General features: G+C 61.1%; 18 protein-coding genes. 13 read left to right on the forward strand and 5 right to left on the reverse strand.

The window, feature by feature from the left end; translation table 11 throughout:
• Positions 1–26: 26 nt before the first annotated feature.
• On the reverse strand, positions 27–518 hold the full coding sequence (locus MHH62_RS06105) for a transposase (RefSeq protein WP_050587242.1): 492 nt from the start codon (positions 516–518) through the stop codon (positions 27–29).
• A 269-nt stretch (positions 519–787) separates the two neighbouring features.
• Here MHH62_RS06105 and MHH62_RS06110 point away from each other — a divergent pair, with 269 nt between their 5' ends.
• The 3 genes from MHH62_RS06110 (at position 788) to MHH62_RS06120 (ending at position 4,742) form a co-directional block, all read left to right on the forward strand.
• Complete coding sequence (locus tag MHH62_RS06110; RefSeq protein ID WP_019821423.1) at positions 788–1,345, forward strand: XRE family transcriptional regulator; 558 nt, start codon at positions 788–790, stop codon at positions 1,343–1,345.
• 11 nt (positions 1,346–1,356) lie between these two features.
• Positions 1,357–2,703, forward strand: coding sequence for a glutamine synthetase family protein (locus tag MHH62_RS06115; protein ID WP_019821422.1), 1,347 nt, complete (start codon positions 1,357–1,359; stop codon positions 2,701–2,703).
• Positions 2,704–2,882: 179 nt separating this feature from the next.
• Entirely contained in the window at positions 2,883–4,742 is a 1,860-nt protein-coding gene (locus MHH62_RS06120) for a DUF3857 domain-containing protein (protein ID WP_339232685.1), read from the forward strand.
• Positions 4,743–4,874: 132 nt separating this feature from the next.
• On the opposite strand, the gene MHH62_RS06125 is transcribed toward MHH62_RS06120, so the two are convergent.
• Positions 4,875–5,768, reverse strand: a complete 894-nt coding sequence (locus MHH62_RS06125) for a LysR family transcriptional regulator (RefSeq protein ID WP_014717977.1) — start codon at positions 5,766–5,768, stop codon at positions 4,875–4,877.
• A gap of 128 nt (positions 5,769–5,896) precedes the next feature.
• On the opposite strand from MHH62_RS06125, the gene MHH62_RS06130 reads away from it, so the two are divergent.
• From MHH62_RS06130 to MHH62_RS06155, 6 genes are all read left to right on the forward strand, one after another.
• Positions 5,897–7,564 (forward strand): GMC family oxidoreductase N-terminal domain-containing protein, encoded by a 1,668-nt coding sequence (locus MHH62_RS06130; protein WP_014717976.1) that lies wholly within the window; start codon positions 5,897–5,899, stop codon positions 7,562–7,564.
• 91 nt (positions 7,565–7,655) lie between these two features.
• Positions 7,656–9,278: an MFS transporter gene (locus MHH62_RS06135; protein WP_020303184.1), complete on the forward strand. Its 1,623-nt coding sequence runs from the start codon at positions 7,656–7,658 to the stop codon at positions 9,276–9,278.
• Positions 9,279–9,495: 217 nt separating this feature from the next.
• The gene (locus tag MHH62_RS06140; protein WP_032905030.1) at positions 9,496–11,445 is read left to right on the forward strand and encodes a DNA topoisomerase III; all 1,950 of its coding nucleotides are present in this window, start codon (positions 9,496–9,498) and stop codon (positions 11,443–11,445) included.
• 129 nt (positions 11,446–11,574) lie between these two features.
• Positions 11,575–12,015: a CBS domain-containing protein gene (locus MHH62_RS06145; protein WP_032903469.1), complete on the forward strand. Its 441-nt coding sequence runs from the start codon at positions 11,575–11,577 to the stop codon at positions 12,013–12,015.
• Between the two features lie 9 nt (positions 12,016–12,024).
• Complete coding sequence (locus tag MHH62_RS06150; RefSeq protein WP_200599396.1) at positions 12,025–12,870, forward strand: NAD-dependent protein deacetylase; 846 nt, start codon at positions 12,025–12,027, stop codon at positions 12,868–12,870.
• Between the two features lie 597 nt (positions 12,871–13,467).
• The gene (locus MHH62_RS06155) at positions 13,468–13,797 is read left to right on the forward strand and encodes a hypothetical protein (RefSeq protein WP_003190335.1); all 330 of its coding nucleotides are present in this window, start codon (positions 13,468–13,470) and stop codon (positions 13,795–13,797) included.
• 58 nt (positions 13,798–13,855) lie between these two features.
• Here the strand turns inward: MHH62_RS06155 and MHH62_RS06160 are convergent, their stop codons facing one another.
• Positions 13,856–14,758: a LysR family transcriptional regulator gene (locus MHH62_RS06160; RefSeq protein ID WP_020303180.1), complete on the reverse strand. Its 903-nt coding sequence runs from the start codon at positions 14,756–14,758 to the stop codon at positions 13,856–13,858.
• Between the two features lie 133 nt (positions 14,759–14,891).
• Here MHH62_RS06160 and MHH62_RS06165 point away from each other — a divergent pair, with 133 nt between their 5' ends.
• The 3 genes from MHH62_RS06165 to MHH62_RS06175 are packed head-to-tail and all read left to right on the forward strand — an operon-like array spanning position 14,892 to position 17,474.
• Positions 14,892–15,590 carry a CoA transferase subunit A gene (locus tag MHH62_RS06165; protein ID WP_003190329.1) on the forward strand — a complete coding sequence of 233 codons (699 nt, stop codon included), beginning with the start codon at positions 14,892–14,894 and terminating at the stop codon, positions 15,588–15,590.
• A gap of 31 nt (positions 15,591–15,621) precedes the next feature.
• On the forward strand, positions 15,622–16,281 hold the full coding sequence (locus MHH62_RS06170; RefSeq protein ID WP_005786928.1) for a CoA transferase subunit B: 660 nt from the start codon (positions 15,622–15,624) through the stop codon (positions 16,279–16,281).
• Between the two features lie 11 nt (positions 16,282–16,292).
• Positions 16,293–17,474, forward strand: a complete 1,182-nt coding sequence (locus MHH62_RS06175) for an acetyl-CoA C-acetyltransferase (RefSeq protein WP_019821410.1) — start codon at positions 16,293–16,295, stop codon at positions 17,472–17,474.
• A gap of 244 nt (positions 17,475–17,718) precedes the next feature.
• Here the strand turns inward: MHH62_RS06175 and MHH62_RS06180 are convergent, their stop codons facing one another.
• Positions 17,719–18,141 (reverse strand): PaaI family thioesterase, encoded by a 423-nt coding sequence (locus tag MHH62_RS06180; RefSeq protein ID WP_020303179.1) that lies wholly within the window; start codon positions 18,139–18,141, stop codon positions 17,719–17,721.
• 157 nt (positions 18,142–18,298) lie between these two features.
• Between MHH62_RS06180 and MHH62_RS06185 the strand changes: the two genes are divergently transcribed.
• Complete coding sequence (locus MHH62_RS06185; RefSeq protein ID WP_032892467.1) at positions 18,299–19,093, forward strand: DUF4349 domain-containing protein; 795 nt, start codon at positions 18,299–18,301, stop codon at positions 19,091–19,093.
• Here the strand turns inward: MHH62_RS06185 and MHH62_RS06190 are convergent, their stop codons facing one another.
• A complete protein-coding gene (locus tag MHH62_RS06190; protein WP_032892469.1) occupies positions 19,094–20,179 on the reverse strand; it encodes a DUF1615 domain-containing protein in 1,086 nt (361 codons plus the stop codon).
• Positions 20,180–20,365: the final 186 nt, after the last annotated feature.

Consider the following 20,365-nt stretch of genomic DNA (forward strand, 5'->3'; position numbering starts at 1 on the left):
TCCCTCGCCACAGTGGGGGTACACCGTTATAGCCAGGCGGCGTCCCAGAGTGAGTAGTCGCCAACATGCCCGGCCAGTCCGGCTCGCAGTGGGTTGGCGATGATGTAGCGAGCAGCCTTGATAAGGTCTCCCTCGGCTCGCACCGCACGATCGTGATAGCCGTTCTGCCAGAAAGCACCCTGTGTGCGACGGGCTCGGTTGATGGTCAGTGTGCTTCGCGACTTCACTCGCTTCATCACTTCAGACAGCGTCGCGCTTCGCAATTCAAATAACCAGTGAAGGTGATCCGGCATAATGACCCAGGCCAAAGAGTTGACCAGCTCAAGGTCATGGGCTCGTTTGAGCTCGGCAACCAATAGCCGCCCCAGGTAAATATCGGCAAATACCGGACGACGCTGATAAACCACGGTAGTTACCAAATAAGCTCGACCAGGTTCCGAATAACGGCCACGTCGCAACAAATGAGAGTTGGGCTTGTGAAGCAATCCTTTGCTCCCCTGAATGGTTGAATGGTCCATTCAACCTAGCAGGCACCTGAGATGTCCCTGCCCAATACAGTTTCCCCATATTTCCCAATCCTTTGTGGCGAGGGAGCTTGCTCCCGCTGGGGTGCGCAGCAGCCCCAAAAAGCCACACCGCGCATCCACTGAACGCATGCGGTGAATGGGGTGGGGCCGCTTCGCTGCCCAGCGGGAGCAAGCTCCCTCGCCACAAGGGTTTGTGCATAGGGTTTGCGAGCGTGAAAATAATCGTGTAATTTTTCATGAAATTATTCGAATTAAATTTCATGACCCCACAAGAAGAACTCGCCACCCTCGCGGCGCTGATCCACGACCTGCGCAAGCACAAGAAGCTCACCCTGGCCCAACTTGCGCAAAAAATCGAAAGGTCGGTGGGATTTCTGTCCCAGGTCGAACGTGGCCTGTCGCGCCCGACCGTGGCCGATTTAACCGCCATCAGCCACGCCCTCGACGTGCCCACCACGTATTTCTACAGCCTGCCCAAACCCAAGGCGGTGGATTGGGTGACCCGCCCCAACGAGCGGCGCACGGTGTATTACGCCAACGGCATCACCGACATCCTGGTGTCGCCGAGCATGAACGGCGCGTTCTCGATGCTCGACAGCCTGTTGGCCCCCGGTGCCAACAGCGGCGAACAGACTATGAGCGACCGCGCCGAACAGGCTGGTTTTGTGCTCGAAGGCGAGTTGACCCTGTGGGTGGATGACGAAGCCGAGCCAGTCACCCTCGGCCCCGGCGACAGCTTCCACCTCGCCAGTTTCGCCCACTGCCGCTACGCCAACCTGACCGACCTGCCCGCCCGCGTCTTGTGGGTTTACAACTAGGAGCTGCACCCGTGAAAAGCCATTCCTCCACGTTGCTGGCCGAAGTACGGAGCTTTCGCCAGAACCACCCCGACGTGCGCTATGTCGACCTGATCGCCCTGGACATTCCCGGGCATTTCTACGGCAAGCGCTACCCAGTGGAGATGCTTGAAAAAATCGCCGCCGGCAGCCCGCTGAAGCTGCCGCAGAATGCGGTGCTACTGGGGGCCCAGGGTGGGCTGTTCAAGATTGGCGACTACTGCTTCAACGATGGCGACCCGGACGCCAATCGCCGATTGGTGCCCGGCACGCTCAAACCGGTGAACTGGGAGTCGCAGCCATTGGGGCAAATGCTCATCACCTCGGACGGCACCGAAGCGCCCATCGAGTTCGAACCCCGCGAAGTCCTGGCCAAGGTGCTGGAACGCTTGCAGCATCAGGGCATTCATCCCGTGGTGGCGTTTGAGCTGGAGTTCTACCTGTTTGATAAACAGCTGGAAAACGGCCTGCCGCAATTTGCCCGCGACCCGCTCAGTGGGGATGCCGACGACCAGCCCAACCTGCATATCGAACGGCTGTCGCGTTTCAGCGACGTGCTCGACGACATGGCGCAAACCGCCAAGGACCAAGGCATCGACATCACGGTGATCACCGCCGAGATCGGCCCCGGCCAGTTCGAGATCAACTTCGGCCACTGCGATGACGGCCTGCGCGCCGCCGACTGGGCCGCCCTGTTCTGCCGTAGCACCCGTGGCGTCGCGCTCAAGCATGGTTACCGCGCCAGCTTCATGGCCAAACCCTACCTGCAATTTCCCGGCAGCGGCATGCACGTGCATGTCAGCCTTTACGACGCAGCGGGCAATAACTTGCTAGCGGCCCATCAGCAGCAGCCATTGCGCCACGCCGTAGCCGGTTGCCTGGAATTACTGCCCCACTGCATGCCGATTTTCTCGCCCAACCACAATGCCTTCCGCCGCCTGGGCGGCACGGTTAACGCTGCGACGCGGGCGAGCTGGGGCTTTGAAGACCGCGATGCCTGTGTGCGCATCCCCGAGTCCGACCCGCGCAACCTGCGGATCGAGCACCGCCTGGCCAGCGCCGATGCCAACCCTTACCTGGTGCTGGCGGCGATCCTGGTGGGCCTGGAGCATGGGCTTGAGGCCAAGCGCGAACCCATCGCGCCACTGAACGAGGACCGCAACAGCGGCGCCGATTTCCCGGTGGAAATGCTCGACGCCGTGCGTGCCATGCAGCAACAACCAGTACTGCGCGACAAGCTGGGCGCGGAATTTGTCGAGGTGTATTGCGAGAACAAACGCCAGGACCACCTGGCTTTCCAGCAGGAGATCCAGGCGCGGGAATATCGCTGGTTCCTCTAAGCGCGTGACGCGCTCGCGGCATAAAAACCTTGATCCAAATCAAAGAAAGGCTCTAGCACGGGCCTTTCAGCCCGATAAATTGTCGAACAATCCTGGCCTTTGCCGTTGAGATCCATTATCATCCGGCGCCTTCTCGCTACCCGCCGGGTAGCTGTTTCAATGTGTCACCCGAGGCGCCCATGTACCGTTTTCCGTTTCACCGCCCTTTGATTGTCATCAGTCTGGGGCTGGTTTCCCATTCCGTCAGCGCGGCCCTGCAACCCATAGCCGAAGCCCCGCTGGCCAGTGACACCGAGCTGCACTGCCACTTCAACCGCGACGCCAGCACTGACTGCACCACCACCTACCACTACACAATTCTCAAGGCCAACGGCCGCGAAATGCTCTCGCGCATCGACTTCGACTACTCCGAAGCCGACACCTTTGAAGTGGTCAGTGCACAGTCCACTCAGCCTGGCGCCAAGCCGGTCGCCCTGGCTGCCACGCAAATCGATACCCGCAGCGCACCCAACCCGGACCAAGGCTTCAGCCGCGACAAGCAAACCTCCCTGGCCTTCCCCAACCTGCGCGTGGGCACGCAGATCCGCTACACGGTACGCCAGCATTACCCGGCCAAACCGCTGATGACTCAGTTCCACTATGTGCTCAAATTCGGGCCCAGCTCAGCCCGCCGCGATCGCTTCAAGGCGCGCTTTACCGCCGAACGGCCGATCCAGTGGCGAAGTGAATTGTTCGACGGTTTCAAGGTAACGCCTTCGAGCAACGGCAAGACCCTGGACGTGGTGCAAAAAGCCCCGACCTACCTCAACTACATCAATGAATCCTCCGCCGCCGCGCTGCTGCGCGTCCCACGCCTGGAAGTGGGCAGCGCCGTGGACCGCCAGGCGTACTTCGGTGATTTCGCCCAGCGTTACAACCAGATCCTCGGCGCCACCCTGCCGGCGCAAGCCGCCACCGCGGTGGCCGCCGCACGCAGCCTGGCGCCGGCTGAGCAAGTGGCCGCGCTGATGCAGCACATCAATGATCACTACCGCTACCTGGGTGACTGGCGGGCGACCGAGCGCGGCTATGTGCCGTTCAGCCTGGCGGAAATCGAGCAGCACGGCTACGGCGATTGCAAGGACCTGGCGACCCTGCTGACGGCCATGCTCAAGGCCAGCGGCATCAAGGCTGAGACCGCGTGGGTCAGCCGTGGCGACGTGGTCGATGCCTTGCTGATCCCCGGCACCCAGGCGCCGAACCATGCCATCGTGCGTGCCGAAGTGAATGGACAGGTGTGGTGGCTTGACACGACCAACCCGGTCTTCGCCCCTGGCCAAACCATGCCCGACATTCAGGACCGGTGGGTATTGGTCAACGATGCGCAGGGCCAGGTGCGTGAAGAACACATCCCACTGGAGCGCCCCGAAGTCTCGATACGCCTGGACAAACAGGTGCAGTACGGCAAAGAGGGAGATGGCGCGGTCAAGGCGACTATTACCTTCAGCCGCTTGCCGTTGATGCAACTGAGCGTCGCTGACCGCCAGCAAGGCACCACCGCCACCGACCAGAACATCTGCGCCAACTTCGGCAATGACATCAGCGACTGCCAGATCACCCGCGAACCCACCCGCTTTGTGGTACATGACGGCTACAGCGTCACCGCCCGCATGAACGATCAGCGCGCCCTGGAAAAACTGGACAATGACTATGTCTACAACGACCCGTCCTTGAAAGACCGCTGGGAGGGCTACATCAACTATCGCCGCCAGGGGCAACAGGCTGACCTCTACCTGGGCAACCCAGAGACCTACGACTACACCTACACCCTGGCTGGCGGGAAGATGGAAAAAGCCATCCCCGGCTGCAAGGTGCGCTCGCCCTGGTACGACCTCGACCTGGACGGCAAACTCGAGGACGGCTCGCTGCGCTACCACTATCGCCTGAGCCAGAAAAAGCGCTGGCTGACCCATGCCGAAGTCACCAGCGATGCGTTCGGAAAGATGATTGAAGAGGCTCGGGCCTGTGCCGAGCAGGTGCATCAGGTAGTAAAGTTCTAGACTGCCCCTGACACACCCCGATCCAAATGTGGGAGCTGGCTTGCCTGCGATGGCGGTGTATCAGCCACTCATGTGCAAGCTGACACGCCGCCATCGCAGGCAAGCCAGCTCCCACCGTTTAATCCGTGTGCGTCAGCGGGATTCACCGAGCAACAAGCCCTGCTCCCGCGCGCACAACCCCACTACATAATCCCACAACACCCGCAACCGCACCGACTTGTGCAGCTCCCGGCGCGAGCTGATCCAATAGCTGCGCTGAATGCCCTCTGCCGGCAACAACGGCACCAACGCCTCATCGCCAGCTGCCATGAAACACGGCAACACCGCAATCCCCAACCCCGAACGCGCCGCCTGGTGCTGGGCGATCACGCTGGTGCTGTGGAACACCACCTTGGGGCTACGGCAGAAGCTGTTGAGGAACTTCAGTTCCTGGCTGAACAGCAAGTCGTCGACATAATCGATCCAGGCATGGGCAGCGAGGTCTTCACGTTTTTCGATGGGCGGGTTACGCGCCAGATAGGCACGGCTGGCGTACAGCGCCAGGCGATAATCGGTGAGTTTGCGCGTCACCAGTTGGTCGGCGCTGGGGCGTTCCAAGTGAATGCTGATCTCCGCCTCGCGGTTGAGGATGCTGACAAAGCGCGGCACCGCGACCAGCTCCACCTCCAACCCTGGGTAGCGTTCAAATAGCCCGCCCATGCGTGCGGCCAGAAACATCACGCCCAGGCCTTCGGCTACGCCGAGGCGGATCTTGCCCAGGGGCGCAGCAGAATGGGTGAGTTCATCTTCGGCCAGCAGTGCCACATTTTCCATAGCCTCGGCATGCTTGAGCAACGCTTCGCCGGCGGGCGTCAGTTCATAGCCCTGGGCGTGCTGCACGAACAGCGCCGTGCCGAGGCTTTTCTCGATGGCGTCGATGTGCCGCGCCACGGTGGCATGCGTGGTTTTCAGGCGTTGGGCGGCGGTGAGCAGGCGGCCACTGCGCTGCAACTCGAGAAAAAACCGCAGGTCATTCCAGTCGAACATATCGCCTCCAGAGCCTGGGCCAGCCGGCGTTGTTTAAAAACGCACAGCGGGTGGGTAAAAACTAACATTTTTAAGACGAAAACTAACAACTAGGATGGGCCCAATAAGAAAAACAAGCGAGACCCCAGATGCCCAATGCAACTGCTGAATACGATTACATCGTCGTCGGCGCCGGCCCTGCCGGATGCCTGCTGGCCAATCGTCTGTCCGCCAACCCGGCTCACCGTGTCCTGCTGCTGGAAGCCGGTGGCCGCGACAACTACCCCTGGATCCATATCCCCGTCGGCTACCTGTTCTGCATCGGCAACCCACGCACCGATTGGTGCTTCAAGACCCAACCCCAAGCCGGCCTGCAGGGACGCGCCTTGAGTTACCCTCGGGGCAAAGTGCTGGGCGGCTGCTCGTCCATCAACGGCATGATCTACATGCGCGGCCAGGCCCAGGACTACGATGGCTGGGCGGCGGCGGGCAACGCGGGCTGGGCTTGGAAAGACGTACTGCCGCTGTTCAAACAGAGCGAAAACCATTTTGCCGGCGGCTCTGAATTCCACAGCGAGGGCGGCGAGTGGCGCGTCGAGCAACAGCGCCTGTCGTGGCCGATCCTCGATGCGTTTCGTGAGGCGGCGGCTCAAAGCGGCATCGCCAATATCAATGACTTCAACCAGGGCGACAACGAGGGCTGCGGTTACTTCCAGGTCAACCAGAAAGCCGGTGTGCGCTGGAATGCGGCCAAGGCGTTTCTCAAGCCGATCCGCCAGCGCCCTAACCTCACCGTGCTGACTGAGGTAGAGGTTGAGCGTGTGCTACTGGAGAACGGGCGTGCTTGCCAGGTACTGGGGCGTCAACACGGCCAGTCGATGAGCTGGAAGGCGCGCAAGGAGATTGTGCTGTGCGCCGGTTCCGTGGGTTCACCGGGGATTCTGCAACGCTCAGGGATCGGCCCTTCCCATGTGCTCAAGCCGCTGGGTATCAACGTGGTGCACGAGCTGCCAGGGGTTGGTGGCAACCTGCAAGATCACCTGCAACTGCGCCTGATCTACAAGCTGGAAAATGCCCGCACCCTGAACCAGATCGCCGGTACCTTGTGGGGCAAGATGGGCATGGGCCTGCGCTACCTGTACGACCGCAGCGGCCCGCTGTCGATGGCGCCCAGCCAGCTTGGCGCGTTTGCCCGCTCCGGCCCGGAGCAGACCTCGGCCAACCTGCAATACCATGTGCAGCCACTGTCCCTGGAACGCTTTGGCGAACCGTTGCACGGCTTCCCGGCATTTACCGCGTCGGTCTGCGACCTGCGCCCGCAAAGTCGCGGCCGGGTGGATATCCGTTCGACCAACCCGGCGGATGCGCCGCTGATACAGCCTAATTACCTCAGCCACCCCGAAGACTTGCGTGTAGCGGCCGACGCTATTCGCCTGACCCGGCGCATCGTCGCCGCTCCGGCCCTGAGCCAGTTCAAACCGGTGGAATACCTGCCCGGCGAAGCCCTGCAAACTGAAGAACAACTGCACGAGGCCGCTGCACGGATCGGCACCACGATTTTCCATCCGGTGGGCACCTGCCGCATGGGCGATGACAAAGACGCCGTGGTCGACAGCCAGCTGCGCGTACACGGCATTCCCGGCCTGCGCATTGCCGATGCGTCGATCATGCCGCGCATCACCTCCGGCAATACCTGCTCACCCACGCTGATGATCGCGGAGAAGGCCGCACAGCTGATTCTGTCACCCAACACTGCAGGAGCGAGCTTGCTCGCGAAAAACCCACCAGCACCGCGCACCACAGGGCACCCCGCGTAATCATTAACGCTATATGAAGTTGAAAAACACCGGCGCCGAGGTTGGCGCCGACAGTGGAAAAACAATAAATAATCACTGTGAGGGACACCCGATGTCAGAACATGCTCAACCCCTGGGCTCGGCGGCCAGTGCAAGTACCGCCAACGAATCAAGAAAGGTCATCTTCGCCTCCTCTTTGGGGACGGTGTTCGAGTGGTATGACTTTTTCCTCTACGGCGCCCTGGCGGCGGTGATCAGCAAGCAGTTTTTTGCCGGGGTCAACGACACCACGGCATTTATCTTTGCCTTGATGGCTTTCGCCGCAGGCTTTGTGGTGCGGCCATTCGGTGCGCTGGTGTTCGGCCGGCTGGGCGATATGATCGGGCGCAAGTACACCTTCCTCGTGACCATCATCCTGATGGGCGTGGCAACCTTCTGCGTCGGGTTGCTGCCGACCTACGCCAGCATCGGCATTGCCGCACCGATCATCCTCATTGTGCTGCGCATGCTGCAGGGCCTGGCGCTGGGCGGTGAGTACGGCGGCGCCGCTACCTACGTGGCCGAGCATGCGCCACCGGGCAAGCGCGGCCTGCACACCAGCTGGATTCAGTCCACCGCCACCCTCGGCTTGCTGCTGTCGCTGCTGGTGGTGCTGGCCTGCCGTTACTTCACCGGCGATCAGTTCGAAGTGTGGGGCTGGCGCATTCCGTTCCTGTTTTCCATCGTGCTGCTGGGCATCTCGACCTGGATCCGCATGAGCCTGCACGAATCGCCCGCCTTCTTGAAGATGAAAGAGGAAGGCAAGGCCTGCAAGGCGCCGATTCGCGAGTCCTTCGGCAAGTGGGAAAACCTCAAGGTGGTGCTGATCGCGCTGTTCAGCATCAACGGCGGGCAGGCGGTGACCTTCTACGCAGCGCAGTTTTATGTGCTGTTCTTCCTCACCCAGTTCCTGCGCATGGACCCAGCCCTGGCCAATATGCTGTTGATCATCAGCGTGGTGATCGGCGCACCGTTCTTTATTCTGTTTGGCTGGCTATCGGACAAGGTCGGGCGCAAGCCGGTGCTGATGCTCGGCCTGCTGTTGGCGACCGCGCTGTACTTCCCGATCTTCAAGGGCCTGGCGCACTACACCAACCCCGCAATGGACCAGGCCAGCCAACAGGCGCCGATCACCGTACTGGCCGACCCGGCCACCTGCACTTTCCAGTTCGACCCGGTGGGCAAGGCACGTTTTGACAGCCCCTGCGACAAGGTCAAGACCTTCCTGGTCAAACAGGGGCTGCCCTACAGCAGCGCCGCCGCCCCTGCGGGCAGCCCGGTGCAAGTGAGCGTCGGCGATGTGCGTATCGACGGTTTTGATGAAGCGGCCCTGCGTGGCGCCGTGGCCCTGGCCGGTTACCCGTCATCGGCCGATGTGGCCCAGGTCAACAAGGTGATGGTGGTGGTGCTGATCGTGGTGCTGATCTTCATCGCCGCCATGTGCTACGGGCCCTTGGCGGCGCTGATGGTGGAGCTGTTTCCGACGCGCATCCGCTACACCTCGATGTCCCTGCCCTACCACATCGGTAACGGCTGGTTTGGCGGGTTCCTGCCCACTGTGTCGTTTGCCCTGGTGGTGTACACCGGCGATATCTTCTATGGGTTGTGGTACCCGGTGGTGGTGACGGGCGTGAGCCTGATCGTCGGGTTGTTCTGCCTCAAGGAAACCCGGCATGTGGATATCGAAAAAAACTGATACCTCTCCCTTGTAGGAGCTCGCTGGCGAAGATCCTGAGAGCAACGCGGGGCACCAGGCGCCCCGCGTCATCGTTAACGACCTTCGCGAGCAAGCTCGCTCCTACAGCGACGTATGGCACCCACACAAATTGCTGTACATCCATACAGATAATGGTTGCTCAAACCCCTTCAAATAAGCATCCTGCAAGGCATCAACCCGATCTGATGTGATGACCATGCGGCTGTACCTCTGTGAAAAACCCTCCCAGGCCAAGGATATCGCGGCTGTGCTTGGCGCCAGCCGCCGGGGCGATGGGTGCTGGCTGGGTAATGGAGTCACGGTCACCTGGTGCATCGGCCACCTGCTGGAAACCGCCCCGCCCGACGCCTACGACGCCAAATACAAACGCTGGGTGCTGGCCGACCTGCCGATCGTCCCGGAAAAATGGAAGATGCTGGTCAAGCCCAAGACCGCCAGCCAATACAAGGCCGTCAAGCGCTTGCTGGGCGAAGCCCAGGAACTGGTGATCGCCACCGACGCCGACCGTGAAGGCGAGATGATCGCCCGTGAACTGGTAGAACACTGCCGCTACCGCGGGCCGATCCAGCGGCTGTGGTTGTCGGCGCTCGACGACGCCTCCATTCGCAAGGCCCTGGCGGCGCTCAAACCCGGTGCAGAAACCTTCAGCCTGTATCATTCGGCCCTGGGGCGCTCGCGTGCCGACTGGCTGATCGGCATGAACATGAGTCGCCTGTTTACCCTGCTGGGGCGCCAATCCGGTTACCAGGGCGTGCTGCCGGTAGGCCGCGTGCAAACCCCGACCCTGCGCCTGGTGGTGGACCGTGATCGCAGCATTGCCGACTTCGTGCCGGTGGCCTATTGGGCCATTGATGTCGACCTGCGTCACGAGCACATGACCTTCACCGCCCAATGGCGCGCCCCTGACGATGCCTGTGACGACCAGGGCCGTTGCCTCAACCCGCAACTGGCGCGGGACGCCGCCGACGCCATGCTCAACGCCGCCACGGCGCGACTGGTGAAACTGCGTACCGAGCGCATGCGCGAAGTGGCGCCCCTGCCCTTCGACCTCGGCACCTTGCAGGAGATCTGTTCGAAGAAGCTCGGCCTGGGCGCCCAGGAAACCCTGGACATCGCTCAATCCCTGTACGAAACCCACAAGGCCATCACCTACCCGCGCAGCGATTGCGGCTACCTGCCGTTGAGCCAGCACAGTGAAGCGCCGAAGATTCTTGCGGCGCTGGGCCGTGCGGACACGGCGGTCAACGAGCTGATGTCGCACATCGACCCTCGGCGCCGTTCGCGGGCCTGGAACGACGCGAAAGTCAGCGCCCACCACGGCATCATCCCCACCGGAGCCGGCAAGGAGGTCAGCCAACTGACCGGCAAGCACCGTGCGGTCTATACGCTGATTCGTGCGCGCTACTTGGCGCAGTTCCTGCCCAACCATGAATACGACCGCACCCAGGCCGATTTCGACTGTGCCGGCCAAGCGTTGCGCGCGGTGGGCAAAGTCATTATTGAACCGGGCTGGAAACGCGCCTTGCCCGAAGCGCTGGCACCCGCCAAAGGTCGCGAAGCCCCTGCGCCCCAAGCGTTGCCGACGCTGGTGCAGGGCCACGACTACGCCGTGGCCAAGGTCAACCTCAAGGACCTATGGACCCAGCCGCCCAAGCCCTTTACTGAAGGCGACCTGATCAAGGCCATGAAAAACGTCGCCAAGCTGGTGGAGGACCCGTTGCTCAAGCAAAAACTCAAGGACACCACTGGCATCGGCACCGAGGCCACCCGCGCCGGGATCATCCAGGGCTTGCTGGACCGCGGTTATCTGGTGAAAAACGGCAAGGCCCTGTCGGCAACCCCGGCCGCGTTCAGCCTGATTGACGCAGTGCCCCGCGCCATCGCCGACCCCGGCACCACCGCCATCTGGGAACAGGCGCTGGACATGGTGCAAAGCGGCGAAATGAGCCTGGAGGAATTCGTCGCCAAGCAAGCGGCGTGGATGAGCAAGCAGGTGGCACGCTGTAACGGCATGCGCATGACTATCACTGGCCCCGCCAGCCCGGCTGGACGAGGTGCAACGCCCTGGAAAAAGAAACGCAAGGCCGCCCCGCGCAAGGCCGGCGCCAGCCCCAAACGCGGGAAAAAGCCGGTAAATGCGGGATAGATACCGAAAAAAACCGGCACATGACGTTTTTCGACAGGTTTAACGCCGCATTGGCCCTTGCTCCGGCGAGTTCGGTCTAGGATTCTGTAGGGGATCTGGACTACCAACAACAACACCGGAGTGGCCGCCATGAAGACCGTTGCACAACTGCTGAAAGCCAAGGAGCAGAAAAACCAGGACGTCCACACGATCAAATGGGACCACACCGTGTTTGAAGCGCTGGTGCGGATGTCCGAGAAAAACGTCGGTGCCTTGCCAGTGGTCAAGGATGACGTGGTGGTCGGCATCATCAGTGAACGGGATTACGCGCGCAAAATCATGCTCAAGGGCCTCTCGTCGGTCACCACCAAGGTCCATGAGGTGATGAGCTCGCCGGTGATCACGGTGGATACTCACAAGAGTGTCGAGGCATGCATGAACATCATGACCGACAGTCACCTGCGCCACCTGCCGGTGGTCGAAGACGGCAAACTGCTGGGCCTGCTGTCCATCGGTGACCTGGTCAAGGAAGCGATTGCCGAACAAGCGGCCTTGATCCAGCAGCTGGAACAGTACATCCGCGGCGAATAGGGGGAACCCATGCTCGACACGCTGGACCATCAGGAAGATCACCTCGACACCCTGCACCGGGCCATGACCGGCCGGCGTTTCCTGGTGCTGACCGGCGCAGGGATCAGTACATCTTCAGGTATCCCGGATTACCGGGACGGGGAAGGTGTACGCCGGGGCAAGCCACCGATGATGTACCAGGAATTCCTCGCCACTCCCGAGGCGCGGCGCCGCTACTGGGCGCGGGCGATGCTGGGGTGGCCACGGGTGCGCATTGCCCAGCCGAACAAGGCCCACCTGGCGCTCGCGACGCTGCAGCACCGTGGCCACATCAGCGGGCTGATTACGCAGAACGTCGACACCCTGCATGACCAGGCCGGCAGCCAGGGTGTGATCGAGCTGCATGGCAGCTTGCATCGGGTGCTGTGCCTGGATTGCCAATTGCGTAGCGAGCGCGACGTGATCCAGCGGCAGATGGAGGTCGATAACCCGCACATGGCACAGGTTCATGCGGTGCAAGCGCCGGATGGCGACACCTTGCTCGATCCGGCCTTTGAACAGCGCTTCCAGGTACCCCACTGCCCACATTGCAATGGCGAACGGCTGAAACCGGATGTGGTGTTCTTTGGCGAGAACGTCGCACCAGCGACGGCGCTCAAGGCAATGACGGCGGTAGAGCATGCCGAAGGACTGTTGGTGGTGGGGTCATCGCTGATGGCCTATTCGGCGTTTCGCCTGTGCAAGGCGATGGTCGATCAGGGTAAGCCGGTGATTGCCATCAACCTGGGCAAGACTCGGGGTGATGAGCTGTTGCAGGTGAAGATCCAGGCCTCGTGCGAGCGGCTATTACCCTTACTGTCCGAGAGATTGAGATAGCGACGCATCAACATGTGGGAGCTGGCTTGCCTGCGATAGCAGTGTGTCAGGCGAACATGTACTCACTGACACATCGCCATCGCAGGCAAGCCAGCTCCCACAGGGGATCTGCGTAAACTCGCCACCAAAACCCTGCGACCCACCGCACAGAAAATGACGCCCAAGTCACGTTTTCGCGCATTCCCCCGTCCCCGCGGCAATTTATGTAGTGAGCAAAAATAATCACTACATAACCGTTGACGTAACCTTTTTGTCCTTGCATGATCTAGACGTCTCTCGGATCGAGAGCGTTGGTAACAAGCGTTTTGAACAGGCTCGTCTGACCGCCGAGCTGTTTTTCCGGATGTGCACTGCCCACAAGGCAGATTGATGAAGCTGACCGGCCCCGGAAGGGACAGGTACAAGGCGCTCAAACGCGGCTTGTCTTCGTGATCAGAGCATTGCGTAGCAGTCCATCAGCAAGACTACATGCATCAGCTTCAAGACCCTGCCCGTATTCGGCAGCCCGTCGCTGACGCCCGGTTTTAGTGACCGGAGACAACTTACTGGTATTAACGAATCAACTGATAGATCGCCAACTGGTCAAGGGGCTTACACATGAATCTGAACAACCAACCCACTATCGATGAATTGGCTGAGATGTTCGCAGCGCAGAAAGACACACTCGACGACCATATCCTGTGGATTGGCAAATCCGGCGAAGTGCAAATTGACTGCCTGGCGCCCCATACCGAAGAAGCCGAGTTTGACCGTAACAACCGTGAGCTGGCGGCGCGCCTGAAGATGTACCGCCGTGGCCAGGGTTATGTCGGCAAGAAGGCCGCCGCTGATCGCAACTTTATCGAGCAAGTGTTCGACACACTTAACAATGCCTGGGCGTCTTTCAAAGACAGCTCGCAAGTTAAAGTGATCGACCGTTACTACTAAGTAGTACTCAATCAATGTGGGAGTTGGCTTGCCAGCTCCCACAGGTGTATTTACTGGTTTAGAAAGTTGGAAACCTGCCCTTCCTCGCCTCATCCCGAAAGATATCAAACAACACCTGCGCCGCCGCCGACAGTTCATGCCCCGGCTTGGTCAGCACCCCAATCGGCCGCTCGATCACCGGGCCAGTCAAGGTAATGCAATGGGCTCCCGCCTCCTCCATCTGCCTGGCGCATAACGCTGGCACCGCGCTAACCCCCAAACCGCTGGCAACCATTTTGCCCACCGTCGCCAATTGATGGCTTTCCAAGGCAACGGGCAATTTCATCTGCAAGGCACCGAGGTGTTCTTCCAGCATCACCCGCACAGTGGAAGGCCGTTGCAGGGTGATGAACGGCTGTTCCAACAAGGCTTCCCAGTCGATTTCAGCACACTGTGCCAAGGCTGAATCGCCTGGGACCACGGCGACAAAGCGATCCAGATACAACGGCGTGAACGCCAATGACGAGCCCTCAGACGGCTCGAAGGCCACCCCCAGCTCCACTTGACGGTCGCGCACCATCTCCAGCACTTGCTCATTGATCAGGTCATGCACCGTCACGTTCACCTGAGGGTAACGGGCGCGGAATATCTTCAGGATGGGGGGCAGCAGGTTGCCAGCAAACGATGGCATCGCTGCCACCGTGACACGCCCCCGTTGCAAGGTAAAACGCTGGCGCAGTTCGTCCTCAGCGTTGTCCCAGTCGGCAATCAACCGGCGGGCCAGGGGTAACAGGGACTCACCTTCAGGGGTCAGCGCGACGTTACGGGTATTACGGCTGAACAGGCGCCCGCCCAAGCCTTCTTCCAGGCCCTTGATGGTCAAGCTCAACGCCGACTGGGAGAGGTGCAAACGCTCGCAGGCAGCGGCAAAACTCAGACTCTGAGCAACAGCGAGAAAGGCACGCATCTGTTTAACGGTCATGACGCAGCTCCGGACGACGACTGGACTATGCTGTTTTCTAAATCAATCAACCTTAAAAAACAACTTAACAAATCAATCCGCTGGCGCAACACTCAACTCACTGGCTGGACCACAAACAATAAAAGAGGTGCATATGGCAGGTTTCGATAAACGCGTGGCGTCCTATGAAGAAGCGCTGGCAGGCCTGGAAGACGGCATGACCGTGCTCTCCGGTGGTTTTGGCCTGTGTGGCATTCCGGAAAACCTCATTGCCGAAATCAAGCGCAAAGGTACCCGCGACCTGACGGTGGTCTCCAACAACTGTGGCGTCGATGGCTTCGGCCTGGGTGTGCTGCTGGAACAGAAGCAGATCAGCAAAGTGATCGCTTCCTACGTGGGTGAAAACGCCCTCTTCGAGAAACAACTGCTCAGCGGCGAGATTGAGGTGGTGCTTACCCCTCAAGGCACCCTGGCAGAAAAAATGCGCGCAGGCGGTGCCGGCATTCCGGCCTTCTTTACCGCCACTGGCGTCGGCACCCCCGTTGCCGAAGGCAAGGAAACCCGCGAATTCAAGGGCCGCCCGTATCTGATGGAAGAGTCCATCACCGGCGACTTTGCCATCGTCAAAGGCTGGAAAGCCGACCACTTCGGTAACGTTATCTACCGTCACACCGCCCAGAACTTCAACCCGCTGGCCGCCACCGCCGGCAAGATCACCGTGGTCGAAGTCGAGGAAATCGTCGAACCGGGCGAGCTGGACCCGGCGCAGATCCACACCCCTGGCATCTACGTCGACCGGATCATCTGCGGCACCTTCGAAAAGCGCATTGAACAGCGCACCGTCCGCAAATAATCCCCGTCCAGAACAATAAGAGGAAACAATCATGGCGCTTACCCGCGAACAAATGGCTCAACGCGTTGCCCGCGAGATGCAGGACGGTTACTACGTCAACCTCGGTATCGGCATTCCGACCCTGGTGGCCAACTACATCCCCGACGGCATGGAAGTGATGCTGCAATCGGAAAACGGCCTGCTTGGCATGGGCCCGTTCCCGACCGAAGAAACCATCGACGCCGACATGATCAACGCCGGCAAGCAGACCGTCACCGCACGCATCGGCGCCTCGATCTTCTCCTCCGCCGAGTCGTTCGCGATGATTCGCGGTGGGCATGTCGACCTCACCGTACTGGGCGCATTCGAAGTGGACGTACAGGGCAACATCGCTTCGTGGATGATCCCCGGCAAACTGGTCAAGGGCATGGGCGGTGCCATGGACCTGGTGGCCGGCGCAGAAAACATCATTGTGATCATGACTCACGCATCCAAAGACGGTGAGTCCAAGTTGCTCAGCCAATGCAGCCTGCCGCTGACCGGTGCCAACTGCATCAAGCGTGTGCTCACGGACCTGGCGTACCTGGAAATCGAAAATGGCGCTTTTGTCCTCAAGGAACGCGCACCTGGCGTCAGCGTTGAAGAGATTGTGAGCAAGACCGCCGGTAAACTGATCGTCCCGGACCACGTTCCAGAAATGCACTTCCAGTGAGGACAGATTCCATGCAAGACGTCGTGATTGTTGCTGCCACCCGCACCGCCGTGGGCAGCTTCCAAGGTTCGCTGGCGAACATTCCGGCCCCGGAACTGGGTGCCGCCGTGATCCGTCGCCTGCTGCAGCAGACCGGCCTGGACCCGGCGCAAGTGGATGAAGTGATCCTCGGCCAGGTGCTCACCGCAGGCAGCGGCCAGAACCCGGCACGCCAGGCTTCGATCCTTGCCGGCCTGCCCCACGCCGTGCCGAGCCTGACCCTGAACAAGGTCTGCGGTTCGGGCCTCAAGGCTTTGCACCTGGGCGCACAGGCCATTCGTTGCGGCGACGCCGAGGTGATCATTGCCGGTGGCATGGAGAACATGAGCCTGGCCCCGTACGTATTACCTGCCGCACGCACCGGGTTGCGCATGGGCCACGCGAAGATGATCGACAGCATGATCACCGACGGCCTGTGGGATGCGTTCAACGATTACCACATGGGCATCACCGCCGAGAACCTGGTGGACAAGTACGGCATCAGCCGCGAAGCCCAGGACGCCTTTGCCGCCGCCTCACAGCAAAAAGCCGCGGCCGCTATCGAAGCCGGGCGCTTTGCCGATGAGATCACGCCAATCCTGATTCCCCAGCGCAAAGGCGACCCGGTGGCCTTCGCGGTGGACGAACAACCCCGCGCCGGCACCACCGCCGAATCCCTGGCCAAGCTCAAGCCTGCGTTCAAGAAAGACGGCAGCGTCACCGCCGGCAACGCCTCGAGCCTGAACGACGGCGCTGCGGCCGTGCTGCTGATGAGCGCCGACAAAGCCAAGGCTCTCGGCCTGCCCGTACTGGCGCGTATCGCCAGCTACGCCAACGCGGGCGTCGACCCGGCCATCATGGGCATCGGCCCGGTCTCGGCCACCCGCCGCTGCCTGGACAAGGCCGGCTGGCAGTTGGCTGATCTAGACCTGATCGAAGCCAACGAAGCCTTCGCCGCGCAATCCCTGGCGGTGGGCAAAGAGCTGGAATGGGACGCGCAGAAGGTCAACGTCAACGGCGGCGCCATCGCCATCGGCCACCCGATCGGTGCTTCAGGCTGCCGCGTACTGGTGACCCTGCTGCACGAAATGATCAAGCGCGATGCCAAGAAAGGCTTGGCAACGCTGTGCATCGGCGGCGGCCAAGGCGTGGCCCTGGCGCTCGAACGCAACTGAACCGGATCGCGGTTGTGGCGAGGGAGCTTGCTCCCGTTGGGCTGCGTAGCGGCCCCCATGCCAATAAGAGCAACACAGAAAAGGCCCGGCTCCACGAAAAGCCAGGCCTTTTCTTTTATCGATATCCCCTGAATGAACTCGATAAAAATGTGGGAGCTGGCTTGCCTGCGATAGCGGTCTATCAGTCAGATCATTGCTAACTGACACACCCCTATCGCAGGCAAGCCAGCTCCCACATTTGATCTCACTGCCTGTCAGCTTGCGGCACCGCAAACACCGCGCTCGCCCGCAGCACCACGCGCTCCTCCACTTGCAAACTCAGCGTGGCGAACGCCATCTGCCGTCCGCGCTTATGGCTTTCCAGACGCACCACCATCCACTCCCCTACCTGCACGGCGCCCAGATAATCCACGGTCATGCTGGCGGTAATCAACGGCAACGGCGGCTCACTGGAAAACGCCATGGCGTACCCCATGCCGATATCGGCCAGCGTCGCCAGCACCCCGCCGTGCACCGTACCTCGCCCATTGGCGTGGCGATGATCGGCGCGCAGGCCGACTTCCAATTGCAAACCTTCGCCACGGCAACACGCCGGGCCGAGCAGTTCCAGCAACGGGCTGCTGCGCGGCAATGGGACAAAGCCTTGGGGGACGGTCTGAGCGTTCATGGTGGTTGCTTCCCTGGTATGAGGCTTGAGATGTACGCCAGCCTCGACCCGGCAGCCACCACCATCAGCCGGGCAAATCCCGGGCAATGCTTTGCGTTAATGGGCCAGACCCGCTTTAATCTCGCCCAATTTCTTCCGCACATTTCAAGGAAACGCCATGCGCCACCTGGACGGCAACTCCCACCCGCTTCGCGCGCCGCTGTTGCTCTTGCTCGCCGGCCTGGCCTTGGCCGGTTGTTCCCCAAAGGAACACTCTCGCGCCACCGTCATCAATGGCGAACAGGGCAAGGCCGGGGCACAACTGGCTTATGAACATGAATTGACCCTGGCCCTGCCCGGTGCCCTGCTTTCGCCGCGCATGCAGGCCACTCGCGAGGCGTGTGAAACGGCGCGCTTTGGCGCCTGCAATATCCTGGGCATTACCGAAGACAGCCAGGGTGGCCAGATCATCCTGCGGATCGCGCCCACGGGTGTGGAGCCGATGGTCGCCCTGGCGGCCGAAGGCGGTAAGCTCGGCCAGCGCATCACCACGGCCGAGGACCTGGCCGATGCCGTGGCGGATGTGCGCCGTCGCCAGGATCGCCTGCAAGCCCAGCAGCAACGTCTCGACGAACTGGCCAAGCGCAAGGACATCACCGTCAGCGACCTGATCGTCCTGAGCAAAGAGCAAGCCGGTATTGAAAACGAGCTGCAGGAATTGGCCCAGGTTGCCGCCGGCCAGCAACGCCGCCTCGACACCAACCGTGTGACCTTGAACTTCCGCTCCTCCGACGGCGCCAACCAGGTGTCAAGGTTCACCCGGATGTTCAGCAACCTGGGAGACAACCTGGTGAACGGCACCGCAGACGCCCTGGAACGCGCCAGCTATGTGCTGCCCTTCGTGATCCTGGCGTTCCCGGTGGTGTGGTTGTGGGTGGGCTTGTGGCGCCGGTTCGTCAAGCGCCGCGGTTGATCAGCGCTTCAGGCAGCGCTGGTAGCGCTCATCCACGCGTTTGGCAAACCAGGCCGTGGTCAAGTTGCGGGTGATCTTCGGGCTTTTGAGCACAATACCCGGCAGGATCGCCCGTGGCAGCGGCTTGCCGGCCGCCTGGTCGGCCAAGGCGAAGACGCGCTTGTACAAGGTGGTGTCCTCGAAATCCAACTGCTCGCCCTGCTCCAGTTGGCTGCGAATGCTCGGGTTGCGCATGTCCAGTTTCGCCCCCAGTGAACGCACCGCCAGCTCGGTGGTGCCGGGCAGCAAGGAGCCATAGCGAATCAAATCCCCATCCAGTGCAAGCTCTTTGCCTGAAACACGGCTGACCGCGGCCTGGAACGCGGCATTGCGGCTGGCGTACCAACCGGCATTGAAATCGGCAAAGCGGTACAGCGGCTGGTCGTAGCTCACCGGGTAGCCGAGCAAATGGGCGATGCCGAAGTACATACCGCCGCGACGGGTGAACACTTCGCGGCGAATCGTACCGTCCACTGTGTAGGGATAACCCCGCGCCTGTTTCTGCGCAAAGTCGATACTGACCTGCATGGGGCCTGCGGTGTGTACCGGGTTGAACCCGCCAAACAGCGTATTGCCCAGGGGCACCATGCTGATGAAGTCATCGAAAATGCCGCTCAAATCCCTCTCCGTACGGGCGGCATTCAAACGGTCGGCGTAGGTTTTGCCGGTGGGCGAGCGCAACTGCAAGGCGCTACGCACCACGAAGGCGGGCACATGCACCTTGCCGGCGCGGCGCAGGATTTCATCCTGGGCGATCTTGCCCATGCCCGGCACCGGCGGGTCGACCTGATAGGTGGACTCCTGCTCGGTCACCGCCAGTACCGCACAGATGTTTTCGGTGCTGGGGTAGATTTTCTGGGTGTCGAAGGCGGTATAGATGTCCTGGGCCCAGCCGTTACGGTCCGCGACCTTGGCCGGCAGCAGGCGCACGATCTGCGCCTTCACCTCCGCTTCACTGCGCTCGGGCTGCTGAGGGCCACGGGAAGTGGAACAACCGGCCAGTACCAGCAAAGGAATGAGGCAGAGCAGCAGACGCGTTGAATACATGGGGCTTCCTTGGTTAACGACAGACCGGGCAGTGCAGATATCGACAGGTAAGTCTAACCGGGGTTCGTCGGCATGCCGAACCCCGTGCCTGGCAGTAACTGAAACATCCCACACAACTGCCGGATAAGCTCTACTCCTCACCCCGGCAAACCTCTGCAAAGTCCCTCGCCTGATCAAACAGTGCGA

The organism is Pseudomonas sp. FSL L8-0168 (assembly GCF_037976155.1).
Taxonomy (GTDB): Bacteria; Pseudomonadota; Gammaproteobacteria; order Pseudomonadales; family Pseudomonadaceae; genus Aquipseudomonas; species Aquipseudomonas paracarnis.

Bases quoted from the DNA above. Each gene is read 5' to 3' on its own strand.
- MHH62_RS06185 (WP_032892467.1), top strand. From the start codon at position 18,299: ATGCGCCACCTGGACGGCAACTCCCACCCGCTTCGCGCGCCGCTGTTG.
- MHH62_RS06155 (WP_003190335.1), top strand. From the start codon at position 13,468: ATGAATCTGAACAACCAACCCACTATCGATGAATTGGCTGAGATGTTC.
- MHH62_RS06110 (WP_019821423.1), top strand. From the start codon at position 788: ATGACCCCACAAGAAGAACTCGCCACCCTCGCGGCGCTGATCCACGAC.
- MHH62_RS06145 (WP_032903469.1), top strand. From the start codon at position 11,575: ATGAAGACCGTTGCACAACTGCTGAAAGCCAAGGAGCAGAAAAACCAG.
- MHH62_RS06120 (WP_339232685.1), top strand. From the start codon at position 2,883: ATGTACCGTTTTCCGTTTCACCGCCCTTTGATTGTCATCAGTCTGGGG.
- MHH62_RS06125 (WP_014717977.1), bottom strand. From the start codon at position 5,768: ATGTTCGACTGGAATGACCTGCGGTTTTTTCTCGAGTTGCAGCGCAGT.
- MHH62_RS06170 (WP_005786928.1), top strand. From the start codon at position 15,622: ATGGCGCTTACCCGCGAACAAATGGCTCAACGCGTTGCCCGCGAGATG.
- MHH62_RS06165 (WP_003190329.1), top strand. From the start codon at position 14,892: ATGGCAGGTTTCGATAAACGCGTGGCGTCCTATGAAGAAGCGCTGGCA.
- MHH62_RS06190 (WP_032892469.1), bottom strand. From the start codon at position 20,179: ATGTATTCAACGCGTCTGCTGCTCTGCCTCATTCCTTTGCTGGTACTG.
- MHH62_RS06105 (WP_050587242.1), bottom strand. From the start codon at position 518: ATGGACCATTCAACCATTCAGGGGAGCAAAGGATTGCTTCACAAGCCC.
- MHH62_RS06175 (WP_019821410.1), top strand. From the start codon at position 16,293: ATGCAAGACGTCGTGATTGTTGCTGCCACCCGCACCGCCGTGGGCAGC.
- MHH62_RS06140 (WP_032905030.1), top strand. From the start codon at position 9,496: ATGCGGCTGTACCTCTGTGAAAAACCCTCCCAGGCCAAGGATATCGCG.
- MHH62_RS06160 (WP_020303180.1), bottom strand. From the start codon at position 14,758: ATGACCGTTAAACAGATGCGTGCCTTTCTCGCTGTTGCTCAGAGTCTG.
- MHH62_RS06135 (WP_020303184.1), top strand. From the start codon at position 7,656: ATGTCAGAACATGCTCAACCCCTGGGCTCGGCGGCCAGTGCAAGTACC.
- MHH62_RS06130 (WP_014717976.1), top strand. From the start codon at position 5,897: ATGCCCAATGCAACTGCTGAATACGATTACATCGTCGTCGGCGCCGGC.
- MHH62_RS06180 (WP_020303179.1), bottom strand. From the start codon at position 18,141: ATGAACGCTCAGACCGTCCCCCAAGGCTTTGTCCCATTGCCGCGCAGC.
- MHH62_RS06150 (WP_200599396.1), top strand. From the start codon at position 12,025: ATGCTCGACACGCTGGACCATCAGGAAGATCACCTCGACACCCTGCAC.